The 17,716-nt window shown below is 62.0% G+C and carries 16 protein-coding genes; 10 read left to right on the top strand and 6 right to left on the bottom strand.

Going from position 1 to position 17,716, the window contains the following annotated elements; translation table 11 throughout:
• Position 1 precedes the first annotated feature (1 nt).
• Positions 2-1,099 (bottom strand): PQQ-dependent sugar dehydrogenase, encoded by a 1,098-nt coding sequence (locus ACGYK7_RS15840; RefSeq protein ID WP_394403466.1) that lies wholly within the window; start codon positions 1,097-1,099, stop codon positions 2-4.
• A gap of 186 nt (positions 1,100-1,285) precedes the next feature.
• Between ACGYK7_RS15840 and ACGYK7_RS15835 the strand changes: the two genes are divergently transcribed.
• The 6 genes from ACGYK7_RS15835 to ACGYK7_RS15810 all read left to right on the top strand — a co-directional run bounded on the left by ACGYK7_RS15835 (position 1,286) and on the right by ACGYK7_RS15810 (position 6,782).
• Positions 1,286-2,470, top strand: a complete 1,185-nt coding sequence (locus tag ACGYK7_RS15835; RefSeq protein ID WP_394403465.1) for an ABC transporter substrate-binding protein — start codon at positions 1,286-1,288, stop codon at positions 2,468-2,470.
• A gap of 147 nt (positions 2,471-2,617) precedes the next feature.
• Positions 2,618-2,779, top strand: a complete 162-nt coding sequence (locus ACGYK7_RS15830) for a hypothetical protein (RefSeq protein ID WP_394403464.1) — start codon at positions 2,618-2,620, stop codon at positions 2,777-2,779.
• Positions 2,780-2,867: 88 nt separating this feature from the next.
• The gene (locus ACGYK7_RS15825; protein WP_067266791.1) at positions 2,868-3,650 is read left to right on the top strand and encodes an ABC transporter ATP-binding protein; all 783 of its coding nucleotides are present in this window, start codon (positions 2,868-2,870) and stop codon (positions 3,648-3,650) included.
• Positions 3,647-4,468, top strand: coding sequence for an ABC transporter ATP-binding protein (locus ACGYK7_RS15820; protein WP_271687269.1), 822 nt, complete (start codon positions 3,647-3,649; stop codon positions 4,466-4,468). Before ACGYK7_RS15825 ends, ACGYK7_RS15820 begins: the two co-directional genes overlap by 4 nt.
• 2 nt (positions 4,469-4,470) lie before the next feature.
• On the top strand, positions 4,471-5,481 hold the full coding sequence (locus ACGYK7_RS15815; protein WP_394403463.1) for a branched-chain amino acid ABC transporter permease: 1,011 nt from the start codon (positions 4,471-4,473) through the stop codon (positions 5,479-5,481).
• A complete protein-coding gene (locus ACGYK7_RS15810; protein WP_394403462.1) occupies positions 5,478-6,782 on the top strand; it encodes a branched-chain amino acid ABC transporter permease in 1,305 nt (434 codons plus the stop codon). The genes ACGYK7_RS15815 and ACGYK7_RS15810 overlap by 4 nt, the downstream gene beginning before the upstream one ends.
• Positions 6,783-6,856: 74 nt before the next feature.
• Here the strand turns inward: ACGYK7_RS15810 and ACGYK7_RS15805 are convergent, their stop codons facing one another.
• Positions 6,857-8,395, bottom strand: coding sequence for a helicase HerA-like domain-containing protein (locus ACGYK7_RS15805; protein ID WP_394403461.1), 1,539 nt, complete (start codon positions 8,393-8,395; stop codon positions 6,857-6,859).
• A gap of 467 nt (positions 8,396-8,862) precedes the next feature.
• Between ACGYK7_RS15805 and ACGYK7_RS15800 the strand changes: the two genes are divergently transcribed.
• On the top strand, positions 8,863-9,513 hold the full coding sequence (locus ACGYK7_RS15800) for an invasion associated locus B family protein (protein ID WP_394403460.1): 651 nt from the start codon (positions 8,863-8,865) through the stop codon (positions 9,511-9,513).
• Between the two features lie 69 nt (positions 9,514-9,582).
• Here ACGYK7_RS15800 and ACGYK7_RS15795 read toward each other — a convergent pair whose 3' ends face one another.
• From ACGYK7_RS15795 to ACGYK7_RS15780, 4 genes are read right to left on the bottom strand one after another with little or no spacing between them, the layout of a single operon-like run.
• The gene (locus ACGYK7_RS15795; RefSeq protein WP_394403459.1) at positions 9,583-10,791 is read right to left on the bottom strand and encodes a beta-ketoacyl-[acyl-carrier-protein] synthase family protein; all 1,209 of its coding nucleotides are present in this window, start codon (positions 10,789-10,791) and stop codon (positions 9,583-9,585) included.
• 3 nt (positions 10,792-10,794) lie between these two features.
• On the bottom strand, positions 10,795-11,052 hold the full coding sequence (locus ACGYK7_RS15790; RefSeq protein WP_209217782.1) for an acyl carrier protein: 258 nt from the start codon (positions 11,050-11,052) through the stop codon (positions 10,795-10,797).
• 32 nt (positions 11,053-11,084) lie between these two features.
• A complete protein-coding gene (gene lpxD / locus ACGYK7_RS15785) occupies positions 11,085-12,176 on the bottom strand; it encodes a UDP-3-O-(3-hydroxymyristoyl)glucosamine N-acyltransferase (RefSeq protein WP_394403458.1) in 1,092 nt (363 codons plus the stop codon).
• A gap of 34 nt (positions 12,177-12,210) precedes the next feature.
• Complete coding sequence (locus ACGYK7_RS15780) at positions 12,211-13,827, bottom strand: murein L,D-transpeptidase (protein ID WP_394403457.1); 1,617 nt, start codon at positions 13,825-13,827, stop codon at positions 12,211-12,213.
• A gap of 331 nt (positions 13,828-14,158) precedes the next feature.
• On the opposite strand from ACGYK7_RS15780, the gene ACGYK7_RS15775 reads away from it, so the two are divergent.
• The 3 genes from ACGYK7_RS15775 (at position 14,159) to ACGYK7_RS15765 (ending at position 17,211) form a co-directional block, all read left to right on the top strand.
• Positions 14,159-14,728 (top strand): YcbK family protein, encoded by a 570-nt coding sequence (locus ACGYK7_RS15775; protein WP_394403456.1) that lies wholly within the window; start codon positions 14,159-14,161, stop codon positions 14,726-14,728.
• Between the two features lie 47 nt (positions 14,729-14,775).
• A complete protein-coding gene (locus ACGYK7_RS15770) occupies positions 14,776-16,503 on the top strand; it encodes an FAD/NAD(P)-binding protein (RefSeq protein ID WP_394403455.1) in 1,728 nt (575 codons plus the stop codon).
• Between the two features lie 111 nt (positions 16,504-16,614).
• On the top strand, positions 16,615-17,211 hold the full coding sequence (locus ACGYK7_RS15765; protein ID WP_394403454.1) for a L,D-transpeptidase: 597 nt from the start codon (positions 16,615-16,617) through the stop codon (positions 17,209-17,211).
• Positions 17,212-17,716: the final 505 nt, after the last annotated feature.

Genomic DNA, 17,716 nt, shown 5'->3' with positions numbered 1-17,716 from the left:
GTCAGGGCGTGATCCGGTAGACGGTGCCGTTGACCTCTGAGATGAACCAGATCCCGCCCTCCGGCCCTTCGACGACATCGCGCACGCGGGCGGTCTCGGCGGTTTTGATCTGCGCCACCTCTTCCAGCGGCGTGCCGCTTAGCCGGGCGATATAGTCGAACTTGAGCGAGCCGACAAAGATATCACCCTCCCATTCAGGGAAAAGCGCGCCGGAATAGACCATCAGCCCCGCAGGCGCGATGGAGGGATCCCAATAGAATTCGGGCTGTGCCATGCCCTTTTTCGCCCTGCCCTCACCGATCTTCGCGCCCGAATAGTGTTCCCCGTAGGAAATCACGGGCCAGCCGTAATTCGTGCCCTTGGTGATACGGTTCACCTCATCCCCGCCCTTGGCACCGTGTTCCGACACCCAAAGCCGCCCCTCCAGATCCAGCCCCGCCCCTTGCGGGTTGCGATGGCCGTAGGACCAGATTTCGGGCAGCACGTCGGGCGTGTCGACAAAGGGATTGTCATCGGGGACAGAGCCGTCGCGGTTCACGCGGATGATGCTGCCATTATGGGTGCTGCGGTCCTGCGCCGCCGGACGATCGCCGCGTTCGCCGATGGTCACCAGCAGCGTGCCATCCGGCGCTTCGACCACGCGCGAGCCGAAATGCTGGCCGCCGTTGCTGCCCGGTTTCATGGCGAAAAGCTCGGTCAGGTTTTCCAGACTGCGGGCATCCTCCGACAGGCGCGCGCTGGCCAAGGCGGTCCCCGCGCCGCCGCCTTCTTGGGGTTTGGCATAGGTCAGGAACAGCAGGCGGCTCTGTTCGAAATCCCCGGCTAAGGTGATGTCCAGCAGGCCGCCCTGCCCGACCACGGCCACCTCCGGCAGGCCCGAGACCTCATGCCCTGTGTCGTCCTTTTGGTAGAGCAACCGCCCGGCCTTCTCGGTCACCAACAGACCGCCACCGGGCAAGGGGGCAACGCCCCAAGGGGCTTCGAGATCCTCGGCCATGGGGGTGATCGTGAGACCGCTCTGCGCTGTGGCGGCGCCTGCGGCGCAAAGGCTGCCGAGACTGATGAAGGCGGCGGTGGCGAGGTGTTTTGCGCGGGTCATGGGCAGGCTCCTTTGGGCATGGGGGCTTGGATCAAGACATAGCCAGCGCACCGCCCATTTCCACCATCGTTCCCGGTCCACGCGAAAACCCGCCCGCGAAAAACACTTTATAAATCGCCTTTTCTTTTTCGAAACCACGACCTAACGTTCGATCAGAACGAGAGTTCAACTAAGGGAGAGTACCAAATGAAAAAAATACTGATGGCCACAACGGCCGTTGCTCTGCTCGCCACTGGCGCGCAGGCGGAGGACACCAAAATCGGCATTCTGCTGGGCTTCACCGGCCCGCTGGAATCGCTGGCCAATGACATGGCTGCCGGCGCCGAATTGGCGATTTCCGAGGTTAACGAGAGCGGCCTGTTCCTCGACGGCGCCACCGTGACTTCCGAGCGTGGCGACACCGGCTGCATCGACGCAGGCCTTGCCGTGGCCTCGGCTGAGCGTCTAATCACCTCCGACCGCGTGAGCGGCATCGTGGGCGGCATGTGCTCGGGTGAGACGACCGCCTCGCTGCAAAACGTCGCCATTCCGAACGGTATCGTGATGATCTCGCCCTCCGCGACATCCCCGGCGTTGTCGACGGTTGAAGACAACGGTCTGTTCTTCCGCACCTCGCCGTCGGACGCCCGTCAGGGTCAGGTCATGGCCGACATCCTGAACGACCGTGGCATCAAGGAAGTCGCCGTCACCTATACCAACAACGACTATGGTAAAGGCTTGGCCGACAGCTTTGAGACCGCCTATAAAGAATCCGGCGGCACCGTGACCATCAACACCTCGCATGAAGACGGCAAAGCGGACTACTCCGCCGAAGTCGGCGCGTTGGCCTCCGCCGGTGGTGAGGTTCTGGTCGTGGCAGGCTATGTTGACCAAGGTGGCGCGGGCATCGTGAACGGCGCGCTGGACGCTGGCGCATTCGACACCTTCATGTTCCCCGACGGCATGGTCTCCGACACACTGGAAGAGAAATTCGCCGAGATCGCGGATGGCTCCTTTGGTCAGAACCCCAGTGCGGCGGGCGAAGGCCCCGACAACTACAAGAAGATGGGCAAGGAAGCCGGTTTCGAGCCGACCAACGCCTTCTCGCCTGAATCCTACGACGCGGCGGCGCTGATGCTGCTGGCGATGCAGGCGGCAGGCTCCAACGATCCGGCGGCGTATAAGGAAAAGGTGATGGAAGTCGCCAACGCCCCGGGTGAGAAAATCCTGCCGGGTGAACTGGGCAAAGCGCTTCAGATCATCAAAGACGGCGGCGACGTGGACTATGTCGGTGCCTCGGCGGTCGAGCTGATCGGTCCGGGCGAGAGCGCGGGCAACTACCGCGAGATCGAGATGAAGGACGGCAAGATGGTCACGGTCGGCTACCGCTGATCGGCGCCACCATCTAACCGCTATGAAAGGCCCGGTTGCAGTGCGATCGGGCCTTTTGCTTAGGAAATCGGCTTTTCTTCCGCGCAGGCAGCCAGTACAAATCCCCTATTGAGGACGTGGAAAACACGTCCCGTCTGGGAGGACAGGATGAAAAAGCAACGTATGGCCGTCTCGGTCAGGGCTTTGGGCATGTATTTTGCTGAACGTGATTTCGGCGATGCGGCGCAATCTGCCTCTGACAAGGCAACGCAAAGCTTTCTTCAGATCAGGGCCGCAGCGGTCCCTTCCAAGATTCTCAGCGCATTGTAAACTGGTATGGCGGCGCGCATCTGCCTGCGCGGCCCATATGACGACCAATAAAAACCAGCCACAAGGTGGCGGACACGGGGATGGACATATGATCGTCGTAGACGACGTACACAAACACTTCGGCGGGTTTCACGCCGTCGACGGGGCAAGCCTGTCGATCGAGAAAGGATCGATCACCGGTTTGATCGGCCCCAATGGCGCGGGGAAAACCACGCTGTTCAACGTAATTGCCGGCGTGCTTCAGCCCACTTCGGGCCGCGTCACCATGGACGGGGAGGACATCACCGGCCTGCCCCCGCATGAGCTGTTCCACAAGGGGCTTCTGCGCACTTTCCAGATCGCGCATGAGTTTTCTTCGATGTCCTGTCGCGAGAACCTGATGATGGTGCCGGGCAACCAGTCGGGCGAGACGCTGTGGAACACATGGTTCGGCACCAAGCGCATCGCCAATGAGGAGCGCGCGCTGAAGGCCAAGGCCGACGAGGTGCTGGAGTTTCTGACCATCGAACATCTGGCCGAACAGAAAGCGGGCCAGATCTCGGGCGGGCAGAAAAAGCTGCTGGAACTTGGCCGCACCATGATGGTCGACGCCAAGATCGTCTTTCTGGACGAGGTCGGCGCGGGCGTGAACCGCACGCTGCTAAACACCATCGGCGACGCGATTATTCGCCTTAACCAAGAGCGCAACTACACCTTCGTTGTGATCGAGCATGACATGGATTTCATTGGCCGCCTTTGCGACCCGGTGATCTGTATGGCTGAGGGCCACGTTCTGGCCGAAGGCACGCTGGATGAGATCAAGGCGAACGAACAGGTGATCGAGGCCTATCTCGGCACCGGGCTGAAGAACAAGGACAAGGTAGGCGCATGAGCAATGATCCCTACGGCGACCGCGGCAACAAAGATTGGTCGGTCGGCAACGCAAAGGGCCAAGGCAGTATCATGCCCAAGGCCAGCGGCAAAACCCACCCCGCCCCCGGCGGCCCCTTCCTGATCGGTGATGGCATGACGGCGGGCTACGGCAACGGCCCCGACATCCTGCATGATTGCACCATCGCGGTGGACCGCGGCGAGATCGCGGTGATCGTCGGCCCCAACGGGGCGGGCAAGTCCACCGGCATGAAGGCGGTCTTCGGCATGCTCGATATGCGCAAGGGCCATGTGCGGCTGGATGGTGAAGACATCACCGAACTCAGCCCGCAGGACCGTGTGGCCAAGGGCATGGGTTTCGTGCCCCAGACCTCGAACATCTTCACCTCCATGTCGGTCGAAGAGAACCTTGAGATGGGCGCTTTCATCCGCCGCGATGACTTTCGCGATACGATGGCGCAGGTCTATGACCTTTTCCCGATCCTCAAGGAAAAGCGCCATCAGGCGGCGGGCGAGCTTTCTGGCGGGCAACGCCAGCAGGTGGCCGTGGGCCGCGCGCTGATGACCCAGCCCAAGGTGCTGATGCTGGATGAGCCGACGGCGGGTGTCTCGCCCATCGTCATGGACGAGCTTTTCGACCGCATCATCGAGGTCGCCCGCACCGGCATCCCGATCCTGATGGTCGAACAAAACGCCCGTCAAGCGCTTGAGATCGCGGACAAAGGCTATGTGCTTGTGCAGGGGGCGAATGCCTTTACCGGCACCGGCAAAGAGCTTTTGGCCGATCCTGAAGTCCGCAAATCGTTTCTGGGGGGCTGAACATGGATCTGCTCAACGCTTTCATTGCACTTTCGAACTATGTGCTCATTCCGGGCATCGCCTATGGCTCGCAACTGGCGCTCGGCGCGCTTGGGGTGACGCTGGTCTACGGCATTCTGCGGTTTTCAAACTTCGCCCATGGCGACACGATGGCCATGGGGACCATGGCGACGATCCTGATGACATGGCTGTTCCAGTCCATGGGCCTCAGCTTGGGCGTGCTGCCCACGGCGCTTCTGGCCCTGCCCTTCGGCATCGCCTTTACCATGCTGCTGGTGCTCGGCACCGACAGGGTGGTCTACAAGTTCTACCGTGAACAGAAGGCCAAACCGGTGATCCTTGTGATCGTCTCGCTTGGCGTGACCTTCATCTACAACGGGATCACCCGCTTCATCATCGGCGCGGACGACCAGAACTTCCTCGACGGGCAGCGCTTCATCATGTCGGCACGGGATTTCAAAGAGATGACCGGGCTTGATGAAGGTCTGGCCTTCAAGACCACCCAAGGCATCACTATCGTCACCGCGATCATCGTCGTGGCGCTGCTGTTTTGGTTCCTCAACAAGACGCGGGCGGGCAAATCCATGCGCGCCTATTCCGATAACGAGGATCTGGCGCTTTTGTCGGGCATCAACCCCGAGCGGGTGGTGATGATCACATGGATGATCGTGGCCGCCTTGGCGACCATCGCAGGCACGCTCTACGGCCTTGATAAGTCGTTCAAACCCTTCACCTATTTCCAGCTTCTGCTGCCGATCTTCGCGGCGGCCATCGTCGGCGGGCTCGGCTCTCCGGTGGGGGCCATCGCGGGCGGTTTCGTGATCGCATTCAGCGAGGTCACGATCACCTATGCATGGAAAAAAGTGCTGGGCTATGTGATGCCCGAAGGGTTGCAGCCGGACGGCTTGGTGCAGCTCATGAGCACGGATTACAAATTTGCGGTCAGCTTCGTCATTCTTCTGATCGTTCTGCTGATCAAGCCCACCGGCCTGTTCAAAGGGAAATCGGTATGACCCAGACTGTGAAAAACACGATCCTTTTCGCGATCATCGCCCTGATGATCATCTACACCGGCTTTGCCCAAAGCTGGAATTCGGCTCTGCTGATCATCGCCATGGGTCTGATCTCTTCGATCATGGCGCTTGGGGTGAACCTGCAATGGGGCTTTGCGGGGCTGTTCAACGTGGGCGTCATGGGGTTTGTGGCGCTTGGCGGTCTGGCGGCTGTGCTGGTCTCCATGCCCCCGACCGAAGGCGCTTGGTCCACCGGTGGTTTCGCCATTCTGGGGGCGCTGGCGCTTGGGGCGGGCACCGTGGTGGCGGCGGTCATGCTGATGAAACGGATGGCCCCGGGCCCGCTGCGCACGCTTTCGGTGATCGCGGTCTTGGTCATCGGTTTCTTCATTTTCCGTGCCCTGCTCGACCCCGCCGTTCAGGCGGTCGAGGCGATCAACCCCGCGCAGACCGGCTATCTCGGCGGGCTTGGCTTGCCGGTGCTGATCTCTTGGCCCGTGGGCGGCCTCTTTGCCGCTGGCGCGGCGTGGCTGATCGGCAAGACGGCCCTTGGCCTGCGGTCGGACTATCTGGCGATTGCAACGCTGGGGATTGCCGAGATCATCATCGCGGTGCTGAAAAACGAAGACTGGATGAGCCGTGGCGTGAAGAACGTGATCGGCCTGCCCCGTCCGGTTCCCTACGAGATCGACCTGCAAAACAACCCTGCTTTCGTGGAACGTGCGGCGGGCCTTGGCTTCGATCCGGTAGACGCCTCGACGCTTTGGGTCAAACTGCTCTATATCGCGCTCTTCGCGGCGGTTCTGATCGTCCTGTTGTGGATGAGCCAGCGTGCGCTGCACTCGCCATGGGGCCGGATGCTGCGCGCGATCCGTGACAACGAAGTCGCGGCGGAGGCCATGGGCAAGGACGTGACCGCGCGGCATCTACAGGTCTTCATCCTCGGCTCCGCCATTTGCGGCATCGCAGGCGCGATGATGACCACGATGGACAGCCAGCTCACACCCGGCACCTACCAGCCGCTGCGCTTCACCTTCCTGATTTGGGTGATGGTGATCGTTGGCGGGTCGGGCAATAACTTCGGCGCGATCCTCGGTGGCTTCCTGATCTGGTTCCTTTGGGTGCAGGTCGAGCCGATGGGTCTGTGGCTGATGAGCCTGATCACGGCGGGCATGTCCGAAGGGTCGGCGCTGAAGGCCCATCTGATCGAGAGCGCGGCGCATATGCGACTTCTGACCATGGGCATCGTCCTGCTCTTGGTGCTGCGCTTCAGCCCGCGTGGGTTGATCCCCGAGCGGTAACGCTCGCTGAGCTTCACAAGATAAAGAGGGGCGCGGTCGCAATGCCGCGCCCCTTTTACATTTTTCGGGCCGCTTCAACGCCCCTTGAACAATCCGCCCAAGATGCCGCGCACGATCCGGCGCCCGGTGGTGCCTTTAAGTTCCTTGATCACCGCGCTTGCGATGGCATCGCCGAAACCGTCCGTCGCCTTGCCGCTTGACCTGCTGCCGCCGCTGCGCACCCCGCCATAGCGGCGGGCCTTTTGAAACTCACGCGCGGCCGCGTCCTCGGCCTCTGCCGCGGCTTCGATCTTTTCTGCCTCTTTGGCCGCCGCCTCTGCGCGGGCCTTCAGCATTTCATAGGCCGACTCGCGGTCCTGCACGGTCTCGTATTTGCCTGCCAGATCGGAGTCCGCCAGCACCGCCGCACGCTCTGCCACGGTGATCGGACCGAGCCGCGAAGACGGCGGCCGGATCAAGGTACGCTCCACCACACCCGGCACGCCCTTGCGTTGCAACATAGAGGTCACGGCCTCGCCCACACCGACCTCGCGGATTGCCTCTTCGGTGTCGAAACGCGGGTTCTCGCGGTAGGTCTCGGCGGCTTGGCGCAGTTCCTTACGGTCCCGCGCGGTAAAGGCGCGCAGCGCGTGTTGGATGCGGTTGCCAAGCTGGCCAAGGATATCGTCGGGCACATCGGCGGGGTTCTGGGTTACGAAATAGACGCCCACGCCCTTGGAGCGGATCAGCCGCGCCACCTGTTCCACCTTATCGACCAGCGCCTTGGGCGCATCGTCGAACAGCAGATGCGCCTCGTCGAAGAAAAACACGAGTTTCGGTTTGTCGGGGTCGCCCACCTCGGGCAGTTCCTCGAACAGTTCGGACATGAGCCACAAAAGGAAAGTCGCATAGAGTTTGGGCGAGGCCATGAGCTTGTCAGCAGCGAGGATGTTGATCCGCCCGCGTCCCTCGTCATCACGGCGCATCAGGTCCGAGAGCGCCAGTGCCGGTTCGCCAAACAACTGCGCCCCGCCTTGGTTTTCCAGCACCAGCAGCCGCCGCTGGATGGTGCCGACGGAGGCGGTCGAGACATTGCCATAGCGCAGCGCCAAGTCCTTCGCATTCTCGCCGACCCAGACCAGCAGGGATTGCAGGTCTTTCAGGTCCAAAAGCGGCATCCCCTCTTCATCGGCCACGCGGAAGGCGATGTTCAGGATGCCCTCCTGTGCCTCCGATAGGCTCAGCAACTGCGCGATGAGCAGCGGCCCCATCTCGGAAACCGTGGTGCGGACGGGGTGGCCCTGCGCGCCAAAGAGATCCCAAAGGGTCACCGGGAAGGATTGATAGCGATAGTCGTCAAAGCCGATCTTGGCCGCGCGTTCGGTGAAAGCGCCGTGCAATTTTGCGGCCTCACTCCCCGCGACGGCAAGGCCGGACAGATCGCCCTTCACATCCGACAGGAACACCGGCACCCCGGCATTGGCAAAGCCCTCGGCAAGGATTTGCAGCGTCACTGTTTTGCCCGTGCCCGTCGCCCCGGCGATCAGCCCGTGGCGGTTGGCATAGCCAAGATCGAGGAACTGCTTAGTCGCATGGTCGGGACCGCCGCCGCCGATAAAGATGTCACTGCTCACGCTAGGGCCTTTCTGTCAATTTTAGCCATTCGTCCGTTCCACCAGAGCATACAAACTTAACCTTTGCGCGCCATAGTGAAGGCATCCCGCCCGCATGTCCTTTCATCGGGTGGGTGTACTTCCTCCCTGTTAGACTTGGCCGCGCCTTCGGGTGCGGCCCTTTTTCTGCCGTAGGTCGTGCTAAAACCCTGACAGATTGTCGCATTTTTCCTGTTGACCGGCATCACGCGCTTGCCTAACGTGGCATTAATAAGTCGGCCCAGTCCGACGGGGAGAAAGTACACGGAAAGGGGGCGCGCTGCGTCCCCTTTTGCATTTTTGGTCGTTAAGCTTCTGACATTACGGGAAAACCGCGATCATGGGGTCGGCATGAAATTGCCCGGACCATGATTGAAATGCGGCCCAAGCCGCTGACAATCCTCAGGTGGCGTGGTAAGGGGCGGTAACGCAACAAATGTGGATATGACATGAGCAAGTTTATGACCGCCCTGCCGCTTTGTGCAGCGCTTGCACTGACGGCCCCGATGACGGCTTTCGCCCAGACCGCCACGGAAGAAGACACCACCCAGACCGAAGAGCAGCAGCCCCAGCCCGGCACCAGCGGCAATGCCGCCCAGATCGAAGAGCAGCTGAGCCTTGGCGAAGATGCGGACAAAGACCCCGATCTTGGCAAGCCCTACACCAAGAAAGAGATCGGTTCCTGGGAGATGCGCTGCATCAAGACCGAGGAAGAGGTCGACCCCTGCCAGATGTATCAACTCCTCGCCGATGGCGAAGGCGCGCCGGTTGCCGAAGTCTCGCTCTTCCGTCTGCCCGATGGGGGACAGGCCAAGGCCGGTGCCACGGTTGTCGTCCCGCTTGAGACCGCCCTGCCCGCGCAGCTGACCCTGTCGGTCGACGGTGGCAAGGCCCGCCGCTACCCCTATGCCTTCTGCAACCCCGTGGGCTGCTATGTACGCATGGGCCTGACCGATGCCGATATCGGCGCCTTCAAACGCGGCAAAGAAGCGGTGATGACCATCGTGCCCGCGCTGGCCCCGGATCAGGAAGTGAAACTGACCCTCTCGCTCGACGGCTTCACCGCCAGCTACGACGAAGTCTCGGTGATCGAACAGTAAGACCGGAATTTACCGATTTGGATGCCGCGCCCGACCTTGGGGGCGGCATTTTTTATGGCCGCGCGTCGCTCAGGCGCGGCGCAGCGCCAGCACGGCATTCATCCCGCCAAAGGCGAAAGCATTGCTGAGCGCCACATCGACCTGCGCATCGCGCGCTTCATTGGGCACCACGTCGAGCGCGCATTCGGGGTCGGGTTCCTCATAGCCGATGGTCGGCGCGATCACCCCATCGCGCAGCGCCATGATACAGGCCAAAAGCTCAACCGCGCCGGTGCCACCGATGACATGGCCATGCATCGACTTTGTGGAAGAGATCATCAACCGGTCCGCATGGGTGCCAAAGACATCCGCCACGGCGGCACATTCGGTCTTGTCATTCGCCGCGGTCCCGGTGCCATGGGCGTTGATATAGCCGACCTCTTCGCGGTTGATGCCCGCGTCGGCCAGCGCCCCTTGCATCGCCCGCGCGGCCCCGGCCTTGGAGGGCATGACGATGTCACTGGCATCCGAGGTCATGGCGAAACCGGCCACTTCGCAGAGGATCTCGGCCCCCCGCGCCCGGGCGTGGTCATAGTCTTCAAAGACAAAGACCCCCGCGCCCTCGCCCTGCACCATTCCGTTGCGATTGGCCGAGAAGGGGCGGCAGGCATCGCGACTCATCACGCGCAGCCCTTCCCATGCTTTCACCCCGCCGAAGCAAAGCATGGATTCCGATCCGCCCGTCACCATCACAGGGCTCATGCCGGAGCGGACCATGGCAAAGGCCTGCGCCATGGCGTGGTTCGACGAGGCACAGGCGGTGGAGACGGTGAAGGACGGCCCGCGCAGGTTCCATTCCATGCTGACATGGCTGGCCGCAGCGTTGTTCATCAGCTTGGGCACCACGAAGGGATGCACCCGATTTTTGCCCTCTTCATAGACCGCGCGGTAATTGTCGTCCCATGTGGAGACCCCGCCCCCCGCCGTGCCCAGCACCACCCCGGCGCGGGCGGCCAACTCATCGGTGAAGGTCAGGCCCGATTGCTCGATCGCCTCGCGGGCGGCGGTAAGGGTGAATTGCGTGAACCGATCATAAAGCGCGATTTGCTGGCGGTTGTAGCGGCCCTCGGCCTCGAACCCGCGCACCTGACCGCCGATGCGGATGGCCAGCCGCTCCACATCCCGGAACTCCAGCGGGCCGATCCCGCATTTGCCCTCGCGCATGGCCGCCAGTGTCTCGGGCACCGACAGGCCCAGAGCGTTGATCGTGCCCGCGCCGGTGATGACAACGCGCCGCATCGCTTAGCTCTGTTCGGCTTGCAGCCGCTCCACCCCGGCGACGATGCTGCGCACGGTCGAGATGTCGAAATCGCTCTCGCTGGGGCTGTTGGCGTTGAAAGGCACGTTGATGTCGAATGTCTCTTCAATCGCAAAGATGCATTCCACGACACCCATGCTGTCGATCCCGAGGTCTTCGAGCGTGCTGTCGAGCGTGACATCCTCTGGCTCGATCATGGCCTGTTCGGCGAGGATGGTAATGACCTGATCCTGAGTGCTCATGCGGCGTCCCCCAACATATGTCCGCGGCAGGTTTAGTCAGCCTTGTCGGCTTTGGAAACCACCTTTTGCAGGGCCGCGACATCACGCAGCAGCTTGGGCAACCGGCGCAGCGCTTTGTAGATTTCGGTTTGCTTGCTCATCTGGGTGGCGGGGTAGCCTAGCATGGTGCGCCCCTCGGGCACGTTGGAAAGCACAATGGTCCCCCCGCCCGCAATAACCCGGTCGCCAATGGTGATATTGTCGGCCAGACCGACCTGCCCGCCGAGCACCACATTGTCGCCCACGCGGGTCGAGCCGCCAACGCCTGCCTGCCCGCAGAGCAGGCAGTTTTTGCCAATCACCGCGTTGTGACCGATATGCACGAGGTTGTCGATTTTCGTGCCGTCGCCGACCTGCGTGTCCCGAATGGTGCCGTTGTCGATGGTAGAGCCCATGCCCATTTCCACATTCGCGCCGATACTCACGGCGCCGAGCGAATGGATACGGGTCCAAGGCTGGGGCGCGGCATCGCCCTGATCACCCAGCGTTTGCCGCGCGCTTTCCACGGTGGAAAGTTCGGCCGTCACGAAAGAGAAACCGTCGCCGCCCAAGCGCACGCCCGATTGGGCGATGAAACCCGATCCGATGGTGACCCGCGCGCCGATGCTGACATGTTCGCGCAGGAAGCAGCCCTCGCCCAATGTCGCATCCACGCCGACAAAACACAGCGGCCCGATGACGCTGCCCGCGCCGATCCGCGCACCGGCAGAGATCACCGCCAAGGGCCCGACCGAGACGCCCTCGCCCAGCAGGGCCTCGGGGTCGATCACGGCGGTGGGGTGAATGCCCGGCTTGAACCCCTGCCCCTTGTCGAGCATCCGCGTGACGCCGGATAGCGCATAGCGCGGGCGGTTGGGCAGGATCGCGGCCTTGAGGCCCAGAGCGCGCCAATCGGCCCCTTCCCAAAGCATCGCCACTTCGGCAGCGCCATCGGAAAGGCTGCTGGCATAGCGCGGGTCCATCGCCAGTGCCATTTCGCCCGATTTGGCGCTGGCGGGTTCGGCGACGCCGCTTACCTTGAGTTCGATGTCGCCCTCGGCGCGAGCGCCGACGGCTTTGGCGATTTGCTGAACACTATAGGTCATTTCGGGCGGCCCTTACTTGTTGCGCGCCCGAGAGTTACCCCTGAACGCCGCGCAAGGCCACCCCCGCCTTGGCGAGCGCGTTCCAGATCAGCGCATCCCGGCCATATACGTCGTGGCGGTATTCGGTGTGACCACGGGCGTTGGTGACGGCGGTGCGGTAGATCAGATGCACCGGCACCTGCTCTTCCAAGACGATCCGGGTCTCGCGTCCGCTGCGCAGCACTGTCTGAAACTCACCTTCCGGGTCTGCTGATTGCCGGGCCAGCAGCGCATAGGCGAATTCAAACGGCTCGGCCAAACGCACGCAGCCATGGCTGAAGGCGCGCACATCGCGGTCAAACAGGCTCTTGGCCGGGGTGTCGTGCAGGTAGATGTTGTATTTGTTGGGGAACATGAACTTCACCAGACCCAAGGCATTGGTGTTGCTGGGCGGTTGGCGCATGGAAAAGGGGAAGGTCCGCGCGGTGTAGCGGTTAAAGTTCACCGCGCCGCGGTTCACCTTGCGGCCCCGGCTGTCGGTGATCTCAATATGATTGACCGCATAGGGGTTGCGCTTGAGCTGCGGCAGGTATTCTCCGGTCACGATCGACCGCGGCACATACCAGCTTGGGTTCACCACCATATGCTCCATCACGTCCGAGAATTCGGGCGTTGGGCGGTCTTCGCGCGCGGCCCCCACGACCGAGCGGGTCTGGAAGGTGATCTTGCCATCGTCGATGATCTTGGCCGAAAAGTCGGGGATGTTCACAAGGATATGACGTTTGCCGCGGTCGGTGTTGAACCAACGCTCACGCTCCAGTGCCACCATGACCGATTGCAACCGCTGCTCGACGCCGATGTTGATCTGCTTCATCGTGGCCGGACCGGCGACGCCATCGGTGTTCAGCCCATGGGCCTCTTGGAACTGGCGCACGGCTTCGGTCAGGCTGGCGTCATAGCTCACGGCGTTGGACCGTTCCAGATAACCCATGGCAATTAGGCGGTTGCGCAGCGCGATCACGTCGTTCCCGGTATCGCCCGGCTCAAGCTTGCCTGCGGGCACCAAGGGGCCCCAGCCGCCCTGCGACAGCAGCTTTTCCATCGCGATCTTCTCTTTCAGCAGCGCATTATACTCAAGGCTGCGCGGCGGCAGGGCGCGGAAATAAGCGGCGGGTGTCGATTTGGGCAGGTCTTGCAGATAGGTCTTGCGGTCACGATACGGAATTTCGCGCACGATCTGACTGATGATCCGTTTCGGGATCAGCACACCGGTCTGTACGTCGCGGGCATAGCGCAGGAACACGCGGCTCAACTCCACCTCGGCGAATCCCCGGTCGCGCGGGGTCTTGGCCGTGCGCAGCATTTCCAACACGGCATCGGGGTTGTAGCGGGTGACCGGCAGGCCATGATCATCCGCCGTGGTGATCGCCCGCATCAGCTCCGACCGGCGCGCGCGGTGTTCTTCGGCGGCCCCGGTCCAGATGGCGGTATAGTCGTTCTCGCGGTAGAAGGCCGCGATGTCATCGTCTTGGGCAGCAGCTTCGGCGACGGCTTGTTTGAAAGCGGTGACCTGCGCCGTGGCAGGCGCGGCAAGGGCCAGTGCCGAAATCAACAGGGCAAATCCTGCGATGAATTTGGGCAATTTCCGTGAAAAAGTCGCGCTGAATCCCATGTCGTACCCCGTGAATATACCATTGCCGCCGCGCGACCCTATTGCCTGCCCGGTTTGCCAATATTACTACGCGCAAGTCCATTCAAATTTCCGTTCGCAGGAAAAACGCGTGATGGCCTGTGCGGATTGCGCATCGGTTTCCCCAGTAAACATTGGGTTTTTTAACTCCATTGCGCAAAAACTCGCCTAAATTTGAACCACTCGGGAACCATTCCGATTCAGCCCTTGGTCAGATTTTCCCGCTATGCAATAACAATGTTGCATCTGGGGATGAGATGAATGGCCCATGTAACATCTTGGGTAACTTAGGCAGACGACGGGACAGAGACACATGACAGGCAAAAGCTCCTCGGGGATGACCCGGCGCGCCCTTCTCGGCGCATTCGCAGCAACCACCGTTGCAGCAGCTCCCACCTTCTCGAACGCGGCAGGCTTTCTGCGCGGTGCAGGCGACATTCGCCGCATCCGCATGTATTCGGGCCGCACGGGTGAGCGGCTGGACATGATCTATTGGATCGAAGGCCACTATATCAAAGACGCCTTTGCCGAGATCAACCACTTCATGCGCGACTGGCGGACCGACGATGTCATCAACATGGACCTGCGCACCATCGACATCATGGCCGCGTCGCATAATCTGCTGGATGTGAACGAGCCCTATATGCTCCTCTCCGGCTACCGCAGCCCGAAAACCAACGCGATGCTGCGCTCCCGTTCCAGCGGTGTGGCCAAGAATTCGCTGCACCTCAAAGGTCAGGCCGCTGACCTGCGCCTCGCCTCGCGTTCGGTGCATCAGGTGGCCCGCGCGGCGATGGCTTGTCGTGGTGGCGGTGTCGGGCGCTACTCCGGTTCGAACTTCACCCATATGGACTGCGGCTCGGTGCGCAGCTGGGGCGGCTGATCGCAGCCTCCCGGACGGCATGAGTGAATTGTTAAGGGCGCCTTCGGGTGCCTTTTTTGTTGCGCGATTTTGTCACCTGTGGGCTTTCGCTGGCGGTGGTACGGCTCTACGGTCGCGCCAAAGACATGCCGGGGAGAGAGATGCAGGTAAAGACAGCGCGGATTGCGGTGATCGGTTTCGGGCCGCGCGGCCTTGGCGCGTTGGAGGCTCTGGCGCATCGGCTTATAGGGACAGAACGGCGGATAGAGATCGACATCTACGAGCCCGGCCCCCATCCCGGTGCGGGTCCGAACTTCGCCCCCTCGGAGCCCGCCTATTGTCTGCTCAACATCCCAAACCGCGATATCGCCATCCGTCCGCCAAAGGGGTCGCGTGTCGGACATTTCGCCCAGTGGCAAGACCGCCCTGTCGATCCCGACAGTTTCCCCTCCCGCGCCGAGATGGGCCGCTACCTCATGGCGCGGCGGGATGATCTTTTTGCGCAGGGTTTTACGAAAACCGGTGTGACTTGCAGGGTGCTGCCCGCCTCCGTGGCCCGCATCTCACCCGCGGCTTCGGGCTGGCGTGTGCAATCCGAAAGCGGATCGGAAGCGCGATATGACGAAGTGCTCCTCACCCTCGGGCAGCCCTCTGTCGCGCTAGACGCGCAATGGGCGGAATGGCAGGAGCACGCGGCGAGGAGCGGGGCGGAAGTCGCGCAGGCCTATCCGGCAGCAAAGCTGCGCGCGCAGGCGGCGACATGGCAGGGCAAGCATGTCGCAATCCGGGGCTTGGGCCTGTCGACCTATGACGTGTTGCGCGGCCTGACCATGGCTCTAGGCGGGCGCTTCGATACGGTGGGCTATCATGCCTCGGGCCGGGAGCCGAGCCGTATTCTGCCCTTCTCGCTCAACGGGCACCCCCCATTTCCAAAGCCGCAGAATGCCGCTTTCGACGCGCTGTTCGACCCGACACCGGAAGAGACCGCAGGTTTCTCCCAAGCCGCTATCGCTGCGGTCGGTACGCGGCCCGAGGCGGCACCCTCGTTGATCTCAGACGCCCTGCTGCCCGTGGTCGTGCGTATCCTCACGCCTCAGAATGTACGGGCGGAGCAGATCGAAAACTGGTTGGACGCCGAATGGTCAGACCCTGGCGCGCAGGACCAGTCGCCGCCGCTGGAGACGCTGCGCCACGGGATAGACCTGGCCGCCGGTGAGGTCGCGCCGAGCATTGGCTACACAGTCGGGCAAGTCTGGCGCAAATGGCAGGACGCATGGCGCGCGGCTTTCAACCCGGGCAACGCATGCCCCCAGACGGCCAAGCGGCTGATCGACTTCGACGAAGGGTTGAAACGATATTCCTACGGCCCGCCGCTATCCTCCGCACGGGAGCTTTTGGCCCTGATCGACGCGGAGCTGGTCGACCTGTCCTTCGCCACCAATCCAGAGATCACAAATAGCGCCCAAGGCTGGACATTGCAGGTGGAGGGGCACGCGGCGGAGGTGTCGGTCATCGTCGACGCGGTGCTGCCTGCGCCGAACCTCTCGGGCATCGTGGGGCCGCCTCTGCCCGATCTCATCTCTCAAGGTTTTCTGTCCCCCTTGTCCTCCGATCTGGCCGCAGCGACCGCGCCTGACGGCACGCTGCGCGGGCGTGACGGACGCCCCGTGCCGGGCCTTTGCCTGCTGGGTCGGCTCGCGCTTGGTAGTGTGACGGCGGTGGATTCCCTGCACGATTGCTTTGGTCAATCCGCCGACCGTTGGGCGCAGGGCGTGATCGACAGGCTATCGGGGTGACACGCTGCCTTATCTCTACAAGAGTTTGTGAACCTGCGCCCGCGATGGAACAGCAAGGCGCTGAAACGGTTTCCCTTTCAACACGCGATTGAAGAATAGGGGAACGACGCAATGAAGAGACGACATTTCATCACCGGTGTAGCCGCCAGCGGTGCCGCATTTGGCAGTGGCCTTGCCACACCCGCGCTGGCGCATCCACCCAAGGAAATGCCGAACTATGACGTGCCGCCAGACATGATGCCGCGCCAGGTGCCGATCGCGGCAGGCGCACCGCCCTATGAGATCCACGTCGATCCCGACAATTTCGCGCTCTACTGGACGCTGCCCGACAATATGGCGTGGCGTTATACCGTGGGCGTTGGCCGCCCCGGTCTCTACGAATCCGGCGAGTTCTTTGTTGGCGCCAAGAAGGAATGGCCCAGCTGGACCCCTACCCCGGATATGATCGACCGCGAGCCGGAGAAATACGAGAAATACGCCGATGGTATGGAGGGCGGCTTGGACAATCCGCTGGGGTCGCGCGCCCTCTATCTCTTTACCGAAGAGCGCGGCGACACATTCCTGCGCATCCATGGCACCAATGACGCCTCCACTTTGGGCAAACGCGTCTCAAACGGCTGTGCTCGACTGGTGAACGATCAGATGGCCGAGCTTTATGACCGCGTGCCAATGAACACCCGCGTGGTACTCTACGAACCCATCGGCTGAATATTCTTTTCGGTCGGATCAACCAGCCCGGAGCGGACGATACCCGCTTCGGGCGTTTTTGTGCCTCTCGGTCGGTTAGTAGGATTGAAACATTTCACACAGGCCAAAGAGGTTGCCCGCGGCGGCGGCACACAGGTTTTTTCGACGGCTATGTAACAGGTCTTGAACGCTTCTCGCCAGGCCGACCAGCGCCATAAGTCCCGGTCGGCGGCGCGTAGATAACACACTGATAACAGTATCTTACGGGGCGGTGGCAATTTGTTACGATCCAATCGCGCCGGGTCTCGTTCTGACACCGGGCCGTGAACCGAGTTGCTTTGTAACCGCCCCTTACCGCGCCTTAATATGATTGCATCGAACGGGCTTCCAGACCTCCCCGCCTCTCCCCAGAGCGAGAAAGCCGACGCCCTTTCCCAAACCAGAAAGGACTAGGGCCTGTGGACATTGAGGATTTTCAAATCACCTGAGGTTTGATTCAACCTTCCAAAAGGGAGGTTTGAATGGA

The sequence above is a fragment of the Sulfitobacter sp. 1A15299 genome (genome assembly GCF_043556915.1).
Classification (GTDB): domain Bacteria; phylum Pseudomonadota; class Alphaproteobacteria; order Rhodobacterales; family Rhodobacteraceae; genus Sulfitobacter.
Note: the sequence above shows the minus strand (reverse complement) of the source record. Positions and strands in the feature narration are given on the sequence as shown.

What these genes read in the sequence shown, in the direction of transcription:
- ACGYK7_RS15840 (WP_394403466.1), bottom strand. Translation starts at nt 1,099, where the DNA reads ATGACCCGCGCAAAACACCTCGCCACCGCCGCCTTCATCAGTCTCGGC.
- ACGYK7_RS15835 (WP_394403465.1), top strand. Translation starts at nt 1,286, where the DNA reads ATGAAAAAAATACTGATGGCCACAACGGCCGTTGCTCTGCTCGCCACT.
- ACGYK7_RS15830 (WP_394403464.1), top strand. Translation starts at nt 2,618, where the DNA reads ATGAAAAAGCAACGTATGGCCGTCTCGGTCAGGGCTTTGGGCATGTAT.
- ACGYK7_RS15825 (WP_067266791.1), top strand. Translation starts at nt 2,868, where the DNA reads ATGATCGTCGTAGACGACGTACACAAACACTTCGGCGGGTTTCACGCC.
- ACGYK7_RS15820 (WP_271687269.1), top strand. Translation starts at nt 3,647, where the DNA reads ATGAGCAATGATCCCTACGGCGACCGCGGCAACAAAGATTGGTCGGTC.
- ACGYK7_RS15815 (WP_394403463.1), top strand. Translation starts at nt 4,471, where the DNA reads ATGGATCTGCTCAACGCTTTCATTGCACTTTCGAACTATGTGCTCATT.
- ACGYK7_RS15810 (WP_394403462.1), top strand. Translation starts at nt 5,478, where the DNA reads ATGACCCAGACTGTGAAAAACACGATCCTTTTCGCGATCATCGCCCTG.
- ACGYK7_RS15800 (WP_394403460.1), top strand. Translation starts at nt 8,863, where the DNA reads ATGAGCAAGTTTATGACCGCCCTGCCGCTTTGTGCAGCGCTTGCACTG.
- ACGYK7_RS15795 (WP_394403459.1), bottom strand. Translation starts at nt 10,791, where the DNA reads ATGCGGCGCGTTGTCATCACCGGCGCGGGCACGATCAACGCTCTGGGC.
- ACGYK7_RS15790 (WP_209217782.1), bottom strand. Translation starts at nt 11,052, where the DNA reads ATGAGCACTCAGGATCAGGTCATTACCATCCTCGCCGAACAGGCCATG.
- lpxD (WP_394403458.1), bottom strand. Translation starts at nt 12,176, where the DNA reads ATGACCTATAGTGTTCAGCAAATCGCCAAAGCCGTCGGCGCTCGCGCC.
- ACGYK7_RS15780 (WP_394403457.1), bottom strand. Translation starts at nt 13,827, where the DNA reads ATGGGATTCAGCGCGACTTTTTCACGGAAATTGCCCAAATTCATCGCA.
- ACGYK7_RS15775 (WP_394403456.1), top strand. Translation starts at nt 14,159, where the DNA reads ATGACAGGCAAAAGCTCCTCGGGGATGACCCGGCGCGCCCTTCTCGGC.
- ACGYK7_RS15765 (WP_394403454.1), top strand. Translation starts at nt 16,615, where the DNA reads ATGAAGAGACGACATTTCATCACCGGTGTAGCCGCCAGCGGTGCCGCA.